A 19,495-nucleotide genomic window follows, 5' to 3' on the forward strand; every position below is an offset into this window, starting at 1 on the left:
ATGCTATCGACGAAAAAACAAATCAAGCTAATAAAAATACCAGATAAACAGTATACCTCTTATCGGCAACAGGTGATTTTTCAAGGGTATAAATGGGATCCGCAAGTCTATGACAGCAATACGGTCAGTGAATATGCCGTAGTTTTGAATGAAGAGACGGAGCAAGAACTGGCGTCCTTGTCAGAAGAACTGGCCGCTGAAACAACAGCAATCGAAGCGCAGCTGTTGGCAGACCGTTCATTGATCAACGCACTGAAGCTGCCAAGAAGAATCAGAAACCAGCTCAAAAAACATCGGAACTATGATTCATCACGGCACATCCGCTTGATGCGGTTTGACTTTCATCCCACGACTGAAGGATGGCAAATTTCAGAAGTAAACAGTGATGTCCCCGGCGGTTTTGCGGAAAGTTCGATTTTGCCAGAGCTCGCTAAGAGATATTTAACAGATGTACAGGAAAGCCAAAAAGTGTCAGAGCATCTGTTGCTGGCGTTTAAAAAAAGGATATCATTAGGGGCAAGAATCGCTTTTGTGCATGCGACTTCTTACGCGGATGATCGGCAAGTAATGCAATTTATGGGGGATCATTTCCAGCATAACGGATACCAAGCTGTCTACTTGGCACCCGATCGGTTAAGCTTTCGTGAGGGAGTTGCCTATGAAAAGGATAATCAGACAAACATTCAAGGAATCGTCCGTTTCTTTCCTTTAGAATGGATGCTGTGCCTGCCATTTCGTACGCAGTGGCAAGGTTTTTATCAAACGAGTACGGTATCATGCAATCATCCTTTTGCGATTTTGACCCAGTCCAAACGCTTGCCGCTGCTTTTTCAACATTTGGGGCAGCCAACCTTATGGAACAAGCTTTTGCCGGAGACAAAAGCTGTGGAGGCTCTTGATTATGAAGATAGCGACTATTTGTATAAGCCAGTTTTTGGTCGAGTTGGGGAGTCGATTACAATTCGTGAACGTACGTCGGAAAATGAGTTTAAAAAAATCCGTCGTGATGCATTGCGTTTTAAAAAGGAATGGATCGTTCAAAAGCGGTTTGACAGTCAACCGATTTTAACAGAAGACGGGCGAGCGTTTCATTTGTGTTTAGGCGTTTTTGTAATTGATGGCAAGTTCGCTGGGATCTATGGTCGTATCAGTTCCTATGCTCGAATCGATGAAAAAGCGCAAGATCTTCCAGTACTGATTCATCGGAAAAAGGAGGGGGAAATGTGAGAAAAAATCATGACGCCGCCCAATATCTCTACCAAAGATGGACGGCTGAGCGATTGCTATGGACACGTTGGACAAAACCGGTGGTATTTATGGGGATCACTGATGAACAGCCGGGCGCTTTTTCTCAACTAAAAAAAGCGCCTTGGGCCAAGTACCGCAGACGACGAGCAGTGATCGTTGATCTGCCGGGAGAAAAAAGTGTCGAGGCAGGGCTGACAGCCGCATTATCGGGTTATTGCCCTGTATTGCTGTTTAATGGGGTCAATGGCGGCAGTTCCTCCATCGTTCCGATGAGAAACCTTGTTCAGTCAGTTGTCGATGGCGCATATGCTTTTGATAAAAACCGAATAGCAGATGATGCCAATCCAGTATTTTTATTGGATGGCAATCGTTTAACGAAGATCAAACGAAAATCAGGCAAGTTTGATAATCGCTGGTGCGTTGTTCCGCAAGATTTTCCTTCCGCAAATCTACTTTTAGAGCATGGTATCCGCGAGATCCTTGTTCAGACGGACAAAGTGCGCCGTGATTTAGAATATGTGCTGTATCAATTCCAAAAAGCTGGTATTACTATCATGTTTTGTAATCACCGTGGCGGGATCAGTACCGTAAAAATCAGCAATCCTCAGCGCTGGAAGCTGTTCTACCGCTTTTTCGTTTTACTGGGTTTCAACCGAAATGCTGCTGGCGGTTTTGGTATGTCGATCCCTGAAATCAGTTCAGGCGGTGAAAAGTATCGAGTAGGATAATCCAATAATGGATTGTAAAGCCTTGGAGGCAAGAGAAAACGGCAACTGAATCATAAGGTTTCTTAACAATTTACCTTTTTATCAAGAAAAAAAGCCAACTTTATTTGCTATTTTATTTTAACCATGCTATGATGAATGGGTAAAGTTCTGATATGTTAATACTTGTTTATCTTTTCTATTGATACACACTTCAATTACACATCATTTTCTATTACAAACAAATAAACACAGTCGATGTGTAATATGGAGGTATACGTTTATGAATAACGGTACAGTAAAATGGTTTAATGCAGATAAAGGTTTTGGATTTATTACAGGTGAAGACGGCAATGATGTATTTGCTCACTTCTCAGCTATCCAAGGCGAAGGCTTCAAAACTTTAGAAGAAGGTCAAGCAGTGACTTTCGACGTTGAAGAAGGCCAACGTGGCTTACAAGCAACAAATATCGTTAAAGGTTAATTGACGTTAACAAGCGAGAATCCATTGGGTTCTCGCTTTTTTTTTGTTTTATTTTATATAAATATTGAAATGGATCGGGTGTTGATGATCTGCTATAAGAGAATAGTTGCAGGCTTTGAGGACCTAACATGGTAAATAGTACATCTTTGATTTCACTATTCAACTAGCCCTAAGCGTCGCGGTTTACTTACCCATGATTTCTCATTCGATGATAAGCGTATAAAAAGAAAGAGGGGCTGTATACCGTATTCAATAAATTAATAAAGTGGTTGAATAGGTTTAGTGGCGTTGCTACCATTAAAAGCAATGGTTACTAGTGATTCAAATGGCATGACTCATGTGAATGGAATAAAGAAACAGGTAAAGCGGAACATGCCACGATTCAGGTACCCCGTACTTATACAAGAGTAAACGATGCGAAAGATCGATAATTCTTATTCGTTTCCTCGATATTGTCTTGAATAAATTGGAAAAGTAGAATATATTGGTACAAATTAGCTGCTTTTTTTATTGCGATTGGAACACAGATGATTACATTTCGAGGGGGATTTATATGAAGCCAAAAGAAATACTTTGCCAATGGGTTGATGCGTTTAATCAGGCAGATGTAGAATGTATTTCAGAATTATATGATGAGAATGCAATAAACCATCAGGTTGCCAATGAGCCAGTTATTGGGAAAGAAGCGATCAAGCAGATGTTTGAGCAAGAATTTTCTAACGCAAACATGGTTTGTATCGTTGAGAACATTTTCGAAGATGGACAATGGGCAATTTTAGAGTGGCGTGACCCCTTAGGTTTGAGAGGCTGCGGTTTTTTTCAAATAGTAAATGATAAAATTTTATTTCAAAGAGGCTACTGGGATAAATTATCTTTCTTAAAACAGCACGACTTGCCTATTGAATAAAAGGAATTCCCTTATAGGAATGGTTAGCAGATATGCATGACAGGAAGGTTGATCGCTTTACGTAGAATTCTTAAAGGAGCAACACTGTTTGAAAACAATACCTTTTGTTTAAGTAATGATTAAGAATAAGCTAGTTTACTTCCGTTGGCGCCTTGTTGCGTGGTATAGTTATTGATAAGCGACAAATATTTTTGTACCACACGTTACTTGTTTTGAAGAAATTTATTCAAACCTGGCGTAACTTCAGAGTTACAAGGATACAATAGAGGTTAGGGATTGTATCGTTTAAATGAGAAATAAATAATAGTAGTAATAGTATGCTGCACTTTCAAAGAATAAATATTGACTCGTCAGATAGCCTTCTCGTTTACCCAAACGAGAGGGCTATCGTTCATTAGAAAAGAAAAAAGTGTCTTTTTCCTAAAAGAAAGGAAGAAGACACTTTTTGGCTTTATTCTGCTGTGAGGGGGATCGTCAGCTTGCGATCATCGGTTTGATCGTCCAGCATTGAATCGACATATTGCTTCAAAAAGTAAGAATAGGTCGCTAACCACTGATACTCCTCGGAGTCTTTGATGGCAGCTTTTTCTTCGGCTGAGTAAGTATCATTGCCAGTAAAAAGGGCAGTGTTCAGCCTCGTGACAAACGTGCAAAGTTTTGTCATCTGGGCATCTGACAGTTCAGACACGGCGGACAATTGGTCACGGACCAGTTGGTCGGTGTCTTTTTCAAAAATACTTTTCTGGTAGTTTTGATAGTTCAGCAACTGTTCATCAGTTTGCTTCGTTTCAGCCGCCCAAGCATCGAGATCAATCTGCCGAGCTTCATAGTTGATTTCCTTGTCAGAAAGAGAAAGGACGCCGTAGCCTAATTCTGCCGTTGAATAAGACCCAGTGACTGCTTCATAAAGCGAATCATTCCCTTCGTTAATGTCTTGAATGTGGATATGACCAGAGAAAACGGCTGGCACGTTGAAGCGTTCCAACAAAGCGACAGTCTCAGAGGCGTTGTCAAGAACATAACCGTCTTGTAAGAGTTCATTATGACCGAACAAGTTATGGTGCAAAAAGACCAGTGGTACTTGCTCCGCTTCTTTCGTCAGGGTTAATTGCTCCTCCAACCAAGTTAGAGTAGCCGGTTTCAACTCACCATTCGTAGTAGGATCATCCCAATTAACCTCAGAATCGTAGATACATGAATCGAGCAAAAAGAGACGATACTTGTCGTTTAACTGAATGCTGTAGCTAAGGGAAGACTTGTCGATACTGTTGGCTTTTTCGTAACCTTCAGCAAAAATCGTTTGAAAATCCTCAGGACTGATTTGATCTGCGTAGTATTCCTTTTCACCTTTAAATGCTCGCGCCCAACCATTGTAAATCTCGTGGTTGCCAGGTAATGCTAAAACCATAATGTCAGCTTCTTGCAATGGTTCAAGCAATCTTGCCAACTCTTGAGCACTTGCTTTCTCGCCATTGAGCGTCATATCACCGGTCAAAATAATTCCCGTGGGTTTCTCTTTTAAGGCTTGAGCGGTGAAGGCCTCGATCGATTGTTCCTGATACGTCATCTCTTTGCCAGCAGCTCCCTTTGTGAAGGTCTGAAAGGCTGCGCCGTTATCATGGAGCGTGGAGGAAAGAAAATGAATATCACTTAAGAGCCAAAACTCACTGTTGCTCGCCTGTTGCAATGGAGTATCGGCTTCATGCACCTTACGAAATTGAAAGAATAACAGGAAACAGGTGACAAAAAGTGTAAGTAGTGCCAATGGCCAAAACCATTTTTTGTGTGTAGGAATCGCGATTCCCTCCTCGCTTGTTTTATTTATTATAGAAAGGAATAGGGATCTTGTCACATAAATGGTCTTTTTTTGAATGATTTCTTGTTTTCATAGTTTTTCTTATTAAAATAAGTGTGATCAAGCTTTAAACCTTGAATAATTAGCCTTACTTTTGATAAAGATAACATGAGTTGAATTTATTTTAGATGATGAAAATGAAAAGAAAATGCGGTAATTTATTTAGAAACGTTGATTTAACGGTCTTTAATTGTCCTGTTATTTATCGTTGAGATAAAGGGAGTGTTAGATTGAAACATTTTTGTAACATTTCCTTTATCTGTGTGTCATATCATTATGGTAGAATTCATTTGTCGTTAAATCGAACATTAAACTTTCTTAGACAAAATTAAGTTTTTATAAAGGCAGTTCATCTGTCAAATCAACCAGCTAGTCGGAGGAAAAACGAGTGAAGAATAGTTTGTTATCAGCATTAATGGTGTGTTCACTAACATTAACAGCAGTTGCAGCACCTGCATTAGCATTTGCAGATTCCATTGATGATCAAATCGAGCAGCAAGACCAAAAAATCAATTCTCTTAAAGGTCAGCAAGCTGACGCCCAATCACAAATCGATTCTCTAGAAGCAGAAATTGAAACAGTGAGTGCAAAAGTTGCTTCATTAGAAGCGAAACAAGTTGAGTTAGGTCAAGAAGCTGAGAAATTGCAAGACAAAATCGCAACATTGAAATTGCGTATTGCCAAACGTGAAGAAGCAATCCAAAAGCAAGCCCGTGATGTACAAGTTAACGGTCAAAGCACCAATTTCATTGATGCTGTTTTAGAAGCAGATTCTTTAACGGATGTTATCGGTCGCGTACAAGCGATGACAACGATCGTCAATGCAAACAATGATTTAGTTGAACAACAAAAACAAGACAAACAAGATGTTGAAGACAAAGTCAAAGAAAACGAAAGCAAGATCCAAGAAGTTGCTGTGAACCAAGCAGAACTTAGCCAACAAAGAGATGCCATCGCAGCAAAACAAGCTGATTTAAATGTCTTGAAAGCAAACTTAGCAGCAGAACAAGCGACTGCTGAAAAAGACAAAGATGCTTTGAACAAGAAAAAACAAGAAGCGGAAGCTGAAAAAGCCCGTATCTTGAAAGAACAACAAGAAGCTGCTGCTGCTCAAAAAGCAGAAGAAGAAAGACAAGCTGCTGCTTTGAAAGAAGCACAACAAGAAGCTGCTGCTCAATCAACTGAAAGCACGACAGAGAATACAACAGCTTCTACTGAAACAGCAACAAGTAGTTCTTCAAGCAACACAAGTTCAAGCAATACCAGCAGTTCTAACAGCTCAAGTTCATCGAACGCAGGCTCTTCAAACACTGGTTCAAGCAATTCAAGCTCAAGTAACTCAGGTTCAAATTCTGCATCAAACAATAATTCTACCGGAAGTATTTCTACTGGCGGCGGAAAAGATCATTCAAGCTCAGGTAACATGTATGCTTGGGGTCAATGTACTTGGTACGTGAAAAGCCGCGCTCCTTGGGTAGGTACTTACTGGGGTAATGGTGCACAATGGGGTGCATCAGCTGCAGCTGATGGATACACTGTCAATGGTACACCAGCAGCCGGTGCCGTTGTAGTCTTTGCCGCTGGTCAATCAGTTGGTGGCGAATGGACTGCTGATCCAGTTTATGGACACGTTGCTTATGTTGAATCATACAACCCATCAAACAATACCATCACAATCTCTCAAGGCGGAATGGGCTTTGACAGTCCTGGTGGACCAAACACTGCAACAATGAGCGCATCTGGATATACTTACATCCATCGCTAATCAATTCAAAAGCAAAGCATCAACGCAATCGCGTTGATGCTTTTTTATTTGATCGATAGCTTTCTAAATCAGTCAGATAAGAGAACTACTCAGAGAGACAAGACAGGATTCTTTCAAATCTTATCAAGATTCTATAGAAAGTAGGAGGTTTTTCGTTCTACTAGCAAGGAGTGAGAAATGGCGAAAAGGTTCCTTTTGAAGTTACCACCAGTTCTTCCATTGCACGAGAAATCGCCGTATAGAGAATCCTTCGATCTTGATCGGTATGATAATTTTCTTCTGAGACATCATATAAGAGGACCTGCTTAAATTCCAATCCTTTGGCAAGATGAATCGGTAAAACCGTTCCATGAAATGACACGGCCTGTTTATCGAAGAACTGTTTGAGCTCCTCACTGGACCGACTATCTTTGGTGATGATCGTTACTGGCTGCTTAAGTTCCTTTACTATGTCTACCAAGGCAATATCAGACAGATTGGCATAAAACTGTGGCAACTTTCCTTCTGGTCGAACGGCAGAGATGTTTAAATTGGTTTCTTTTGGTAGCATTTGGGCAAATAACCGCGTGATTGCACCGCTAGACCGATAACTCGTAGTCAGCTGATACGTTTCGAGGGATTTCGCCTGTTGTTGAAACAACGTTTGGATTTCTGATACGGTGATGGCACTTGTAAAGATCGCCTGTTGCTGATCCCCCACGAGGGTAAAAGCGGTCATAGGAAAAAGACATAATAGAAACTGAATTTGTGCTGGCGTATAATCTTGGACTTCATCGATAAACAGATAGCGTAACGCAGGGACAGGTTGTTTTTCGGCGAGCAAATGACGAATCAGCAATAGACAAACGGTATAATCCAAACTATCTGTTGTTTGCGTCAAAGTGATCTGTCCTTGAGTAAAATAGTCGGCACTGTCTGCTAACAATCGTTTCGTATCAAACCAAGTAAGGTCTTTGATTTGTTTGGAAACCGTTGCGTATTTTTTCTTCAGGAGGCGAATGGCTGCTTTCTGAATTGTTTTTTCTGAATCATCCTTTAAAACTGTCCCTAATAGGGAGCGCTGTTCGTCTTCAGTCAAAGAACGAACTTGGTCGTGAACATTTGCTGCTAAGGCATTTTTTTGCAGTCGCTCCTCCCAAGCGTAAGCCAATTTCTTTTTGACTGCTTGGATGCGATCGCGCAAGGATGCCTGTTTCGGTGTCTCTTGGAAGAAAGTGTCGATCGTTTCTTCAGAAAAAAGGACGACGTTTTTTCTTTTGATTGGTTTAAACTGAAGCACAAGTTCTTCTGGCAGCTGTTTGCTCAAGGATTGAAGAAAGCGACTAAAGTCAGCACTGCGCAAAAGGTCGATTGCTTCACTGGGTGTTTGCTGGATGCGGTCAAAATACGCCTCTTCCGATTCTAAGTCAACGCTAGGAAATGCTTGGCAAAACTGCCGCATGGTCAGCGTCAATGGATTTTTTTCACCGAGGGAAGGCAGCACTTGCGAAATATAATCAATAAACCGAGAGTTCGGGGAGAGGATCAAGACATTCTCAGCGGTCATCTCTTCACGAAAATGGTACAGCAAAAAGGCGATTCGCTGCATGACAGCAGACGTTTTTCCGCTTCCAGCAACACCGTTGACCAGTAGGTTTTTATGCGCTAAGTCACGGATGATGACGTTTTGTTCGTGTTGGATCGAAGCAGTGATATCTTGCATTTTTTGACTATTATTGGCTTCAAGGGCTGCCAGTAACACTTCATCTTGAATCGCGACTGAGGTATCAAAGGCTTGCTTCAAGTGATCTTTTTCGATAATAAATTGTCGGCGATGTTCAAGAACGGCAGAAATCGTCTGATTGTTCACTTGATAAGAGACCGGGCCCAAGCGTTTGGCATAGAACAATTCGGCAATAGGGGAGCGCCAATCATAGATCAGCCCTTCCTTATTTTCATTAACAAAACCATTGATCCCAATGTAAAAATCTTCTATTGTTTCCTCATCTTCAAACTGTAGGGAGATTTTACCAAAGTAGGGACTATCCAGTAGACGATCGATGGCAGCTAATTCACGTTCAGCAGATTGAAGAGCGGCGTTCATTTGGTCGATCTCACGGTTCTTACTTTCGATGGCAGCAAAAGTATCTAAACGGTCAGCAAAATTATCAAAGTTTAAGCGAATCTCTTCGCCGATGCTTTGCATCGCAAGGCGATCTTTTTTTCTGCCTTCAGTCAAGAAACTGCTCAGCCCTGTCTTTCGCGTCAGCAATTGCTGGTACGTGTCTGCGAGATGCTTCTTTTCAGCCTTTAGGTCGTTCATTTAGACTCACATCCATTCTCCAAAGTATCTCAATTATACGAGCATCCACCAAAAATACTAGTCTATTTTTTTGACTCTGGATGCGGTATAATAATAGTGGGAAGAGGCAGCTGATTGTTCCAATGTCATGGGAGCAAGCAGAATGCGTCTATTTTTTTGTTTTAAAAATGAGAAAAAGGGTCATTGCTTGTGTTTTTGAAGGGGCTGTTTATACTGAATATAGAGAAAAATACAAAGCGAAAAATCGTTGAGGGAGTGTCAGCATGTCCAAATTATTGTCACCAGTGAAGCTAGCGAATTTAGCATTGGCCAACCGCGTCGTTATGTCGCCGATGTGTATGTATGAAGTAAAAAAAGAAGACGGTGTTGCGGAACCCTTTCATTTTGTTCACTACGGGGCACGAGCATTAAGCAAAGTCGGCTTGATCATTATTGAAGCGACTGCCGTTGAACCAGACGGACGAATCACAAATAATGATCTAGGGTTATGGAATGAAGAGCAGCAAACAGAGCTGACGAAATTGGTGGAACTGCTGCATGGGTTCGATGCGCAAGTAGGAATCCAACTAAGCCATGCAGGACGAAAAGCAGTTGATGCCAGCAATCCTTTGGCACCAAGTACCGTTGCCTTTAACGAACGCTACCCGTTACCGTCAGAAATGACCCTGTCGGAAATCAAACGGGTGCAAGATAGTTTTGTTCAGGCTGCCCAACGAGCAGCCAAAGCGGGTGTCACGATGATCGAACTTCATGGGGCTCATGGCTACTTGATGGATCAATTTCTTTCGCCTCTCGTCAATCAACGAACCGACCTGTATGGTGGTTCCTTAGAGAATCGGTATCGCTTTGTAAAAGAAACGGTACAAGCAGTTCGAGCAGTCTTTTCTGGGTCCTTGTGGATGCGCTTGTCACTGACAGACTATGAAGAACCAGGACGCCAAAATTCGTTGGAAGATTGGCAGCAAGTAGCCCAATGGCTTCAAGCAGATGGCATTGATTGTCTTGACTGTTCCACAGGCGGTGTGGTGGATAAAAAGCCTAATATTCCGATCTATGATGGCTACCAAGTGTCCTTTGCTGCAGCTATCAAGCAAGTGGTCGATATTCCCGTAGCAGCAGTCGGTTTATTGGATAATCCTGATCTTTGCGAATATCTTTTGCAAACCAATCAAGTGGATTTGGTTTTACAAGGCCGCGCATTGATCAGAAATGTCAACTGGTTGGCAGATGCAGCGGCTAAACTCCACGATAAGTCCTTTCAAGCATACAATGATTCCTATCAACGCGGGGTGAAGCGTTGATTCATCTGATAAAAAATCTCCTAGAAGAAAAATCTTCTTAGGAGATTTTATTATTCTACTAGTATGCTTTACAAACTAGTGACAAACACGTATACTAGGTACAACACTAGTTTGTATAACAAACTAGATAAAGGGAACTAAAGGAGGGAAATCGTGAAAGAGACGCAATTGCTAAAAGGGGTTTTGGAAGGGTGTGTTTTGCAAGTGATTGCTCAAAAAGAGATTTATGGTTATGAACTGGTACAGGAACTGAAGCAAAGAGGCTTTGAAACGATCGTTGGCGGCACGATCTATCCTTTGCTGCAGAAGTTGGAAAAACAAGAACTTATTACCTCTGAGATGAAAAAATCACCTGAAGGACCTGATCGCAAGTATTTCTCGATCACCCCGAAAGGCATAGACTATTTGGCACAATTTAGAGAACAATGGACCAACCTAATGAAGAAAGTCGAAGGATTATTTAAGGAGTGAGGAAACATGGCAAATAAACAAGAGACGACCTATTGGCGAGAGCAAACCAATCTGATCGAGCAACAATTCAATGAGAAAAATCGCCAATTTTTTGATGATTTTCGAAGCTACCTCTTACTTTCCAGCCTTTTTTACGATGAGCATAAAGTCACAGAGCAGGTATACGCGATTGCAATGGATTTATTAGAAGCACAAACTCATGGAGAAGAGGCGCAACACTATTTTGGCAATGATCCGAAAGGGGTGGCAGATGAACTGTTGGCAAACACGCCAAAGAGCAATCTCAAAGAGCGTCTCAAATTGGCGTATCTAGCGGTTGGCATCAGTTGGGGCATCAAGTTTATAGCTGATTTTACAAATCAAGGACCACTGGTTCTTAACCTGCTGGATTATCTTTTGACAGGATTGGTAACTGTGGTAGCGGTCATCGGGATTTTTGCGATCATCAGCAAAACCATCTATCAAAAGAAGGACACAAGCAAGGTGATTCGTTTCGGCTCCCTTTGGCTCGTTGTGAGTGGCTGGATTGGTCTTTCACTGTTGATCAATCTGCTGACCCCAAACTGGTGGCTCCTGACGATCGCATTTCCTTTTGATGTAGTATTGGTTGGCAGTTTGCTAGTAGCGGCGATCGTTTTTGTTGTATCACGCAAAGAAAAAGCTTTTTATCCGATCGTTTTTCTACTGGGGGTATTTGTGTTGCTTGGTTGCCTGCAAAAAGCCATGGCATTTTATCACATTGGGGATCCATCGTGGATGACCGGCGGACTTGTGACACTGCTCGTTGTAGGGTTTCTTATTTTTCTCTGGTGGACCCGTCGAGTGATGAAAAAGCAATAAGCAAAGCCAGAAACAAGTGTGTTGCTTGTTTCTGGCTTTTTTACATGGACAAAAGCATTATCCTGAGGAATCTTTCTGCTTCATGCTACACTTAAAAAAGAAACGGAGGGAAATCAAGATGTTGACAACAGATCGGTTCTTTCACGGCCACGACAAGCAGACCGCTTTTTTTGAAGGCTGGTACCATAAGCACCAAATTGGTGAAGAAGTCTATGCTTTTATTCCTGGTCTTTCGATTCAAGAAGACGGTACCAAAGAAGTGTTCATTCAAGTGATCAATCATGAGGGCGCGCATTACTTCTCCTTTCCAGAAACTGATTTTCAGGTTTCAGAAGAGGAGCGAAAAGTAACGATTGGTGACAATATCTTTAGTGAAGCAGGCATTCAAGTTTCTTTAAAAAATAACGATCTCCAAGTACAAGGAGCAGTAAAATATAACGACCACAAACCGATTCAGCGGACACGTTATGCGCCGAGTATCATGGGGCCTTTTTCGTATCTGTCATTTATGGAGTGCTACCACGGTGTCTTGAGCATGAGTCATACCTTAGAAGGTACGCTGTACTGGAACGAAGAACCAATCGATTTTACGAACGGGATCGGTTATTTGGAAAAAGACTGGGGTACCTCCTTTCCAGCAGCTTATATCTGGGTTCAGTGCAACAGTTTTGATGCACCAGATGTACGGTTCTTTTTCTCCGCAGCCGACATTCCCTTTGCTGGTTTTGCTTTTTTGGGAACGATTTGTGTTCTGCAAGTCGGCAGCCAAGAATATCGTTTTGCTACTTATCATGGTGCAAAGATTCATGATGTCAAACGTACGGAAGACCGTTTAGTGATCCATCTCAAACAAAAACAGTGGCTGCTGACGATCGAAGTGTTGACGAAAGAAGGCCATTCGTTGTTAGCACCTTCTATTGGGCAAATGAATCGGATCATTCGCGAAAGCGCCAGTACGGAAATTGCCTTGACCCTTTTAGAAAATGGGCAGGAGATCTTGCGGCAGACGGGAACGTCGGCTGGTTTTGAAGAAGTAGCGAATCTGCGAGGATTTCACTATTAAAAAAAGGCGGGAAAAAAGCAGAAAAATTCGTTTCTTTTGATATACTAGTAGATAGTTACTGCGAAAACACGTATCTTTGGAGGGAAACGGATGGAAAAAATAACGAATGAGACACTGTTTGAACTGAAAACGATTGCGCAGCCTGCAGTGGGGCAAAATCAGGTTTTTTACTTGGAAACGGCAGTCAACCAAGAGACCAATACGTATGATTCAGCGATTTATAGTATTGACCCAAAGACCAACGAACGGCGTGAGTGGGGAAACGAAGCGACGACCCACAACAACCTAAAGGTCTCGCCAGATGAGCAATGGCTCAGTTTTGTGACGACCGATCCAAAGAAAGGTGAAAGTACGTTATGGACGATGCCAGTGTCCGGCGGCAAGCCCCAAGCACTTGTCACTGAGAAGGGTCTGGGGGACTATTTTTGGAAGCAAGACGCAACGGCGGTCTATTATAAGCTGGCACAAGAAGAGCCGCTCTCAGAGAATCAAGACGACACAGAAAAGACGGACAAGCAAAAGGAATTTCCAGAAGTAAAAGCTACTACGAAAGTCAATTATTTGGCGGATGGCGTCGGCTTTTTAAAAGAAAAAAAACATTCGATCATCAAAAAAACGATCGCGACACAAGAAACGGAACTGATTTTTGAGCATGATTCTCCCTTTGTTTTTTCTGGCATCGCGGATGATCAGAAGACGTTGTTCCTCACCTTTGACAAAGAGGAAGAAGATGAATGGGACTATGGCTCGAAGGTTTGTCTCCTTGATAGCCAGACGAAAAAGACAGAAAGTTTAGAAAACATCCTGCCAGAAGGAACCTACACTTTTGCTGCTGCGCGCAATGATCAGCTGTTACTATTAGGCAATGATCTCTCTTACGGATTTGTGACCTTGGATGATTTGTTTTTGATCGACTTAAAAACGAAAGCAGTCAAAAATCTTTCCAAGGAGTTAGATGTTGCCTTTGGCAATGCGATCATCAGTGATTTTCAACAAAAAAATCGTGGCGTAGCGATCACCTGGTTGACGGATGACACATTCCTTGTACCCGTAACAGAACATGGCAAGCTACAATTGTACCGTGCCACGACCCAAGGAGAATGGACCAAACTACTTGATGAAAAAATGGATATCCTCGATGCGGCGATCTATTCAGAAGCCAAACTTGCTGTTGCTTATGCGACGCCAACGATCCCTAGTCGCTTAGCGTTGATTGACTTAACAAGTGGCGAGGTAACCGATCTCTATGATCCTAACCAAGCAGTTATGTCACAATTAACGATCAGTAAACCTGAAGCGTTTTGGTACGAAGGAGCAGATGGCTGGCAAATTCAAGGCTGGTATTTGCCTCCGACCGAAACAAAGGAAAATCATCCAGCGATTTTGTACATTCATGGCGGTCCGCAGGTCTGTTATGGGGAAACATTTTTCCATGAGATGCAAGTCCATGCCGCTAATGGCTATGGGGTCATCTTGTTGAACCCTCGTGGCGGGCAAGGATACGGTCAAACATTTGTCAAATCGATTTTAGGTGATTATGGCAATAAAGATTATCAAGACTTGCTGTTAGGGGTGGATGCCGTGGTGGCAAACCATCCAGAAATCGATACGAACACCATCCATGTGGCTGGCGGCAGTTATGGTGGCTTTATGACCAACTGGATCGTTGGCCATACCGATCGTTTTTGTGCGGCCGTTACGCAACGCTCGATCTCAAATTGGATCAGCTTTTATGGGACGAGTGACATTGGACCTGCCTTTGTCAAATTCCAATTGTTGCGGGAACTTGATGAGACCGAAGGACTTTGGAAGATGTCGCCTTTGGCCTATGCCAGCCAAGTCAAGACACCTACGCTAGTCCTCCATGGGGAAAATGATTTGCGATGTCCGCAAGAACAAGGACAGCAGTTTTACATGGCATTGCAACGTCAAGGCGTCGATACGAAGCTGATGCTGTTTCCTCAATCCTCTCATGGTTTGTCGCGCAATGGCTTGCCGAACCTGCGGATAGAACGCTTGCAGGCGATCAGTGAATGGCTTGCATCACATGAGAACCAATCAGTAAATTAACCGAATCAAATCACCTGACAAAGAATCACGACTTGGGCTGCTTGAAAAGCCCAACCAGTGATTTCTTAAAAAATCAGGTGATTTTTTTGCGGGATCAAAAGCTATAGGTTTCTGTTATCTTGCCGCCAATGACAGCGACGGTTGAAAACAAATTCATATGACGTTTTCTTCACGTGTTAAATAACAAAAAGAAGAAATAGTTTTGCTTGCTTCCTGTGTTTTAGTGTGATATGATACAAAACGTAATCGTTACACTTTGAGTGTTCTTTTGGTGTGACGCAAGAGAAAGGAGCTGGTTATTATGAGAAACAATATTATTTTGGCATGTGTGGAGACAGGGGAAAGACTTTATTTGACCAATAAGAACCAGCGCAATACGCCGGAACGTTTAGAATTAAAAAAATATTCACCAAAGTTGCGGCGCAGAGCGATTTTTCGTGAAATCAAGAAATAGGAAGGAAAATAACTGAATGGCAAAAAAATCAAAAATTGCAAAATACAACAAACAAGTACAACTCATCGAACAATACCGAGCAGTACGTCAAGAACTAAAAGCACAAGGAGATACCCAAGCATTGGCCAAACTACCGAAGGACTCGAATCCGACTCGTTTGAAGAAACGGGATATGATCGATGGTCGTCCGCGCGGCTACATGAATAAATTCGGCATGTCACGGATCAATTTCCGTAAGCATGCACATCTCGGAGAAATTCCCGGCGTTACAAAAGCAAGCTGGTAACAGAAAGGAGTCAATATGGAAAAAACGGACTTGTCTAGTGCGTATCGACGTTTAAAGAGCCCGAACATCAAAACAAGGAAACGCGCATTAAAGATCATTCATGAATGTAAGCGAAATAAACGAAAAAATGCATTGCAGCTGCGTGCATAATGAGAAAGTGAAAGAAAGTTGGAAATGACATGGCAGTACCTGCAAGAAAAACATCAAAAGCAAAAAAGAATAAGCGCCGGACCCACTATGGCGTCAAAGCACCAGCGATTTCGTTTGATGGGACAACAGGAACCTTCAAGCGCAGCCACCATGTATCATTAGCAGAATATAAAGCGCAGCACCCAATCGAAAAGAATTAACGGCGTCTTATGACGCCGTCCAGAAAGCAGGGGGAAAATGGAGATCATCTATCCGTCATTGATTGAAGAAGCCTATCGTCACAGTAAAAAATTTCATCCAGAGATCACCAAAGAGGCAATCTATCGCCATTTTTACGAAGCAGGCTTGATCAAAGAAAACGGCGATCCGACGGAAAAAGCCTTGTCAGAAGGGGTCGTTAAAGATTATACTGAGGACTGGGATCTTACCTTTGAAGAATTTTTGATGATCTACCCCGTGTTTCGTTCCTTTGACTCAAAGCATTTCAAGAAGATCGAGCATTTTTGGGAAATGGATTTGGCTTTGCAAGAACAAATCCTTGCCCAATGGGAGCAAGAAACCTTCACAGAGGAAGAGATCATCGACCTAACTGCTTTTTTTGAAGAGCGATTACCTTCTAAAAAGCAACAGTGAATGAACCGTGAAAGGCGTACATGTGATGAAAAAGACGATCCAGCCATTTTTAAAACTTTTAAAGCCCTATGATTATCTGCTGTTTGTTCTGTTAGTTGTCGGCTCTTTTTTACCGCTTTTTCTATTTGAAGCACAAGCTCAAAGTGATACCGGCGATCGGTATGCAATCGTGCGGATCAACGGGGAAGAGGTTGACCGTTTTAACTTAGAAGAAATCGATGCGATGGAAAAAACCTACTATCCAGCAGAAGGCCAGTACAATATCGTCGAGATCAAAGATGGCGCGATCCGAGTTCGTGAAGACAATAGTCCCGACCAGATTGCTGTCAAAACCAGCTGGATCTATCGCAATGGGCAGACGAGCATTTGCCTGCCTCATAAGCTGGTGATCGAGATCAAGCAAGCCGGTGCCTCTGACTATTTAATTTATTAACAGAAAAAGGAAGCCAGCTGAACAATTCCTGTTCAGCTGGCTTTTTTATGAGGATGAGCAGAAGAAGCTGTCAAAAACGCCAATCGACCAACGTGTAAGTCAGCCAGAAACAGCGTTTTTGATACAAGAAAAGCGCAGAATTCCAACCGTCAGAAGAAACGGGAACTATGGGTGGAAATAGCAATCTCTGTCCAATCGTTCACAAAAAATTCTGCCCAATCATCTAAAATAGTTGGGGAACTGCGGCTCTATTTGGTATACTTAGGCAAGTCAGTTCCTTTGAAGCTTCTTTTTCTAAGGACTATGAACGAGCGATGATACGAATATGACCAATTTTCGGAAGTGATAACTTTACTAGATGGGGGCTTAACGAAGATGGGAAATGAAACAATTTGGGAAAACACAGACAATTTTTATCTGTTATGTCAACCAATCATGCAGGTAGAATCGCTAAGTCAGCAAGAGGTGAACGGCTATGAGGTCTTGCTGCGCAGCGAGAAAAACAACCGCTTTCCGCAACAAGAATTCAGCGCAATGATTCAATCTGAAAGCGGCAACCAGCAGTTGATGGGGTGGTATGCCAAGGAGCTGCGACGGTTGTGCCAAAAAAAGCCGAAAACCCGCTTTAGTGTCAATATTCATCCACAACAGCTGCTGTGGCAGTCAACGTGGACCTTTTTTGAGGGGATGACTGCCCACAAAGAGCAGTTGCAGATCGAATTAACAGAGCATCCTGTAAAAGGTCAGCATGATTCTTTTGATTTGTCTACTGCCCTTGCAAAAATCAAAGCCTATGGCTATGTGATCGCTGTCGATGACATCGGCTGTGGCCAAAATACCCTGTCATTGGTCTTTGCCAATCTTGAAAATGTGGATTGTTTGAAATTTTCACTACTGCCGTTTATTCAGCTCGATGAGGAGATCGGGTTTAGTTTCTTGACCTGTTGGTTGAAGGTCGCCAAAAAGTATCAGCTTGAGTTGATCGTTGAAGGCATCGAGACCCGCGATAAGATGACGCAGCTGCTTGAGATGGGGGTTCATTTACAACAAGGATATTTATGGTCTAAAGGAGAGCGATTGTGATGGAATGTTAGAACGAGGCGTGCTCTTGGCGTTTGGTTTGCCGCTGATGATTGCCAGTTTGCTGGTGACCGCAGATGTTTTTGTACGAAGTGTGCAAAAAATATCGGTTTCTCGTCCATTTAAGTATTTTATTATTGGTATTCTGACGTTTACGCATTTGTATTTTATTCTTTCTTTTTCAATGAATTCAGTTGGGTTTATCTGTTATCAATACACAACTGCTTTTATTGCGAGTCATTTTTTCTATGGTGATCGTGGCAAGATCTTGATTTTGATAACGCCGTGTATGGTCGTTTTCTATTTACTGTTTGTCGGTTTTTCTGACATTGGCAAAGCCTTTTATTTACCGCTCTTAGGTGTCGGCGTCTTTGTCCTTGATTTTCTCTTATCAAAAATCAAGCCGCTGCGTCCGCAACAGCAATTTTATTTGATGTATTTTTTAACCTGTCTGCTCTCACCGCGTTTTTCGATGTTGGTCCATCATACGACGACCTATGACTGGGAAGCGATGTTGGCGGTACTTGTTGGTTCTTTTGTGCTGTTGGGCGGCTTTATGTGGCTGCATCGGTTGATTGAAGGCGAAGAGTACCAAGTACTGGCAGAGTTGGCGAATAGTAAGATCGATGCGTTGACCGGCTGCTTCAACTATGGGACCTATAACCACGACCTGCTTCAAGCCGTTTCACAGAAAAAGACTGTGACGATCGCCATGATCGATCTCGATCACTTCAAAAAGGTCAACGATCGTTATGGTCATATCGCTGGAAATGAGCTGTTGAGAACCTTTGCCACACGGACGACTACTTTTTTAGAGGCGCATTTTGCTGAGACCTTTTCCTTTTATCGTTATGGCGGCGAAGAGTTCTGTGTCGTGATCGAAGGGGATGTCAAAGAAAAGACCGTAGCTGCGATGACGACACTGTGTCAAACTATTTCCAGCAGTATGTTTCCTGTCGCCAATTTTGAAAAAGGGACGATGTCTTTGTCTTGCGGCGTTGAAGCGAGCACCGTTTGTCATGGCGATATCTTGGCAGCCGTCGAAAGAGCCGATCAAGCACTCTATCTCGCAAAACAAAGTGGTCGAAATCGGGTGTGCACCTTACCTGAGACGTAAAAAAATAATGAAAAAATGGTTTGCACAAATTCACAAAGAATTAAATCTTTATGCACAAAAAGTTAGTAATAATAAAGAAATAATGTTATTTATTTAAAAAATATACATTTTGCTTTTTTTATTTATCTTGAGAATCTTCGCATATCAACAAAAAGATTGAAACTATGTATAATTTCTGGTAAATTATTCTAAATCAAGAGTGATAAAAACTGTCAATAATAAATAGTGATTCTTACTTGATGCTTTGTCCGCTTTTCCAATGAAATGTTTCTGGAATTGTCCCGTCGAATCAGCAAGTAAGGGTTCTTTTTTTTAGAAAGGAAGCACAGGAA

The 19,495-nt window shown here is 42.2% G+C and carries 20 protein-coding genes; 18 read left to right on the forward strand and 2 right to left on the reverse strand.

The annotated features are described in order from the left end of the window. From IGI72_RS04775 to IGI72_RS04790, 4 genes are all read left to right on the forward strand, one after another. Entirely contained in the window at positions 1–1,227 is a 1,227-nt protein-coding gene (locus IGI72_RS04775) for a glutathionylspermidine synthase family protein (protein ID WP_375353945.1), read from the forward strand. Further along, entirely contained in the window at positions 1,224–1,976 is a 753-nt protein-coding gene (locus IGI72_RS04780; RefSeq protein ID WP_375353947.1) for a hypothetical protein, read from the forward strand. The genes IGI72_RS04775 and IGI72_RS04780 overlap by 4 nt, the downstream gene beginning before the upstream one ends. A gap of 259 nt (positions 1,977–2,235) precedes the next feature. Continuing rightward, positions 2,236–2,436, forward strand: a complete 201-nt coding sequence (locus IGI72_RS04785) for a cold-shock protein (protein ID WP_015509157.1) — start codon at positions 2,236–2,238, stop codon at positions 2,434–2,436. Positions 2,437–2,989: 553 nt separating this feature from the next. Then, positions 2,990–3,343, forward strand: coding sequence for a nuclear transport factor 2 family protein (locus tag IGI72_RS04790; protein WP_005225332.1), 354 nt, complete (start codon positions 2,990–2,992; stop codon positions 3,341–3,343). Between the two features lie 451 nt (positions 3,344–3,794). Here the strand turns inward: IGI72_RS04790 and IGI72_RS04795 are convergent, their stop codons facing one another. Continuing rightward, complete coding sequence (locus tag IGI72_RS04795) at positions 3,795–5,195, reverse strand: metallophosphoesterase (RefSeq protein WP_375353951.1); 1,401 nt, start codon at positions 5,193–5,195, stop codon at positions 3,795–3,797. Positions 5,196–5,586: 391 nt separating this feature from the next. Here IGI72_RS04795 and IGI72_RS04800 point away from each other — a divergent pair, with 391 nt between their 5' ends. Next, positions 5,587–6,963, forward strand: coding sequence for a CHAP domain-containing protein (locus IGI72_RS04800; RefSeq protein ID WP_375353953.1), 1,377 nt, complete (start codon positions 5,587–5,589; stop codon positions 6,961–6,963). A 160-nt stretch (positions 6,964–7,123) separates the two neighbouring features. On the opposite strand, the gene IGI72_RS04805 is transcribed toward IGI72_RS04800, so the two are convergent. Beyond that, entirely contained in the window at positions 7,124–9,265 is a 2,142-nt protein-coding gene (locus IGI72_RS04805) for a HelD family protein (protein WP_375353955.1), read from the reverse strand. A gap of 263 nt (positions 9,266–9,528) precedes the next feature. On the opposite strand from IGI72_RS04805, the gene IGI72_RS04810 reads away from it, so the two are divergent. The 13 genes from IGI72_RS04810 to IGI72_RS04870 all read left to right on the forward strand — a co-directional run bounded on the left by IGI72_RS04810 (position 9,529) and on the right by IGI72_RS04870 (position 19,163). Next, positions 9,529–10,566, forward strand: a complete 1,038-nt coding sequence (locus IGI72_RS04810; protein WP_375353956.1) for an NADH:flavin oxidoreductase/NADH oxidase — start codon at positions 9,529–9,531, stop codon at positions 10,564–10,566. A 153-nt stretch (positions 10,567–10,719) separates the two neighbouring features. Beyond that, on the forward strand, positions 10,720–11,037 hold the full coding sequence (locus tag IGI72_RS04815; protein WP_008377296.1) for a PadR family transcriptional regulator: 318 nt from the start codon (positions 10,720–10,722) through the stop codon (positions 11,035–11,037). 6 nt (positions 11,038–11,043) lie between these two features. Then, complete coding sequence (locus tag IGI72_RS04820; protein WP_375353958.1) at positions 11,044–11,877, forward strand: hypothetical protein; 834 nt, start codon at positions 11,044–11,046, stop codon at positions 11,875–11,877. Positions 11,878–11,995: 118 nt separating this feature from the next. Then, positions 11,996–12,940 (forward strand): tocopherol cyclase family protein, encoded by a 945-nt coding sequence (locus IGI72_RS04825; RefSeq protein WP_034858240.1) that lies wholly within the window; start codon positions 11,996–11,998, stop codon positions 12,938–12,940. A gap of 90 nt (positions 12,941–13,030) precedes the next feature. Further along, positions 13,031–15,010, forward strand: a complete 1,980-nt coding sequence (locus IGI72_RS04830; RefSeq protein WP_375353960.1) for a S9 family peptidase — start codon at positions 13,031–13,033, stop codon at positions 15,008–15,010. 301 nt (positions 15,011–15,311) lie between these two features. Beyond that, positions 15,312–15,464 (forward strand): 50S ribosomal protein L33, encoded by a 153-nt coding sequence (rpmG, locus tag IGI72_RS04835; RefSeq protein ID WP_005225339.1) that lies wholly within the window; start codon positions 15,312–15,314, stop codon positions 15,462–15,464. 16 nt (positions 15,465–15,480) lie between these two features. After that, positions 15,481–15,750: a 30S ribosomal protein S14 gene (gene rpsN / locus IGI72_RS04840; protein WP_005225340.1), complete on the forward strand. Its 270-nt coding sequence runs from the start codon at positions 15,481–15,483 to the stop codon at positions 15,748–15,750. Positions 15,751–15,765: 15 nt separating this feature from the next. Further along, the gene (locus IGI72_RS04845) at positions 15,766–15,900 is read left to right on the forward strand and encodes a putative metal homeostasis protein (protein ID WP_015509166.1); all 135 of its coding nucleotides are present in this window, start codon (positions 15,766–15,768) and stop codon (positions 15,898–15,900) included. Positions 15,901–15,929: 29 nt separating this feature from the next. Continuing rightward, the gene (gene rpmF, locus IGI72_RS04850) at positions 15,930–16,100 is read left to right on the forward strand and encodes a 50S ribosomal protein L32 (RefSeq protein WP_005225341.1); all 171 of its coding nucleotides are present in this window, start codon (positions 15,930–15,932) and stop codon (positions 16,098–16,100) included. A 37-nt stretch (positions 16,101–16,137) separates the two neighbouring features. Continuing rightward, the gene (locus IGI72_RS04855) at positions 16,138–16,533 is read left to right on the forward strand and encodes a hypothetical protein (protein WP_015509167.1); all 396 of its coding nucleotides are present in this window, start codon (positions 16,138–16,140) and stop codon (positions 16,531–16,533) included. A 25-nt stretch (positions 16,534–16,558) separates the two neighbouring features. Continuing rightward, a complete protein-coding gene (locus IGI72_RS04860; RefSeq protein ID WP_005237322.1) occupies positions 16,559–16,966 on the forward strand; it encodes a NusG domain II-containing protein in 408 nt (135 codons plus the stop codon). 375 nt (positions 16,967–17,341) lie between these two features. Further along, positions 17,342–18,049, forward strand: a complete 708-nt coding sequence (locus IGI72_RS04865) for an EAL domain-containing protein (RefSeq protein WP_375353962.1) — start codon at positions 17,342–17,344, stop codon at positions 18,047–18,049. A 4-nt stretch (positions 18,050–18,053) separates the two neighbouring features. Then, positions 18,054–19,163: a GGDEF domain-containing protein gene (locus IGI72_RS04870; protein WP_015509170.1), complete on the forward strand. Its 1,110-nt coding sequence runs from the start codon at positions 18,054–18,056 to the stop codon at positions 19,161–19,163. The last annotated feature ends 332 nt before the right edge of the window (positions 19,164–19,495 follow it).

The sequence above is a fragment of the Enterococcus sp. DIV1059_2 genome (genome assembly GCF_051713685.1).
Taxonomy (GTDB): domain Bacteria; phylum Bacillota; class Bacilli; order Lactobacillales; family Enterococcaceae; genus Enterococcus_D; species Enterococcus_D casseliflavus.

What these genes read in the sequence shown, in the direction of transcription:
- IGI72_RS04805 (WP_375353955.1), bottom strand. Translation starts at nt 9,265, where the DNA reads ATGAACGACCTAAAGGCTGAAAAGAAGCATCTCGCAGACACGTACCAG.
- IGI72_RS04785 (WP_015509157.1), top strand. Translation starts at nt 2,236, where the DNA reads ATGAATAACGGTACAGTAAAATGGTTTAATGCAGATAAAGGTTTTGGA.
- IGI72_RS04830 (WP_375353960.1), top strand. Translation starts at nt 13,031, where the DNA reads ATGGAAAAAATAACGAATGAGACACTGTTTGAACTGAAAACGATTGCG.
- IGI72_RS04860 (WP_005237322.1), top strand. Translation starts at nt 16,559, where the DNA reads ATGAAAAAGACGATCCAGCCATTTTTAAAACTTTTAAAGCCCTATGAT.
- IGI72_RS04870 (WP_015509170.1), top strand. Translation starts at nt 18,054, where the DNA reads ATGTTAGAACGAGGCGTGCTCTTGGCGTTTGGTTTGCCGCTGATGATT.
- rpmF (WP_005225341.1), top strand. Translation starts at nt 15,930, where the DNA reads ATGGCAGTACCTGCAAGAAAAACATCAAAAGCAAAAAAGAATAAGCGC.
- IGI72_RS04790 (WP_005225332.1), top strand. Translation starts at nt 2,990, where the DNA reads ATGAAGCCAAAAGAAATACTTTGCCAATGGGTTGATGCGTTTAATCAG.
- IGI72_RS04820 (WP_375353958.1), top strand. Translation starts at nt 11,044, where the DNA reads ATGGCAAATAAACAAGAGACGACCTATTGGCGAGAGCAAACCAATCTG.
- IGI72_RS04865 (WP_375353962.1), top strand. Translation starts at nt 17,342, where the DNA reads ATGGGAAATGAAACAATTTGGGAAAACACAGACAATTTTTATCTGTTA.
- rpmG (WP_005225339.1), top strand. Translation starts at nt 15,312, where the DNA reads ATGAGAAACAATATTATTTTGGCATGTGTGGAGACAGGGGAAAGACTT.
- IGI72_RS04825 (WP_034858240.1), top strand. Translation starts at nt 11,996, where the DNA reads ATGTTGACAACAGATCGGTTCTTTCACGGCCACGACAAGCAGACCGCT.
- IGI72_RS04855 (WP_015509167.1), top strand. Translation starts at nt 16,138, where the DNA reads ATGGAGATCATCTATCCGTCATTGATTGAAGAAGCCTATCGTCACAGT.
- IGI72_RS04845 (WP_015509166.1), top strand. Translation starts at nt 15,766, where the DNA reads ATGGAAAAAACGGACTTGTCTAGTGCGTATCGACGTTTAAAGAGCCCG.
- IGI72_RS04775 (WP_375353945.1), top strand. Translation starts at nt 1, where the DNA reads ATGCTATCGACGAAAAAACAAATCAAGCTAATAAAAATACCAGATAAA.
- IGI72_RS04810 (WP_375353956.1), top strand. Translation starts at nt 9,529, where the DNA reads ATGTCCAAATTATTGTCACCAGTGAAGCTAGCGAATTTAGCATTGGCC.
- rpsN (WP_005225340.1), top strand. Translation starts at nt 15,481, where the DNA reads ATGGCAAAAAAATCAAAAATTGCAAAATACAACAAACAAGTACAACTC.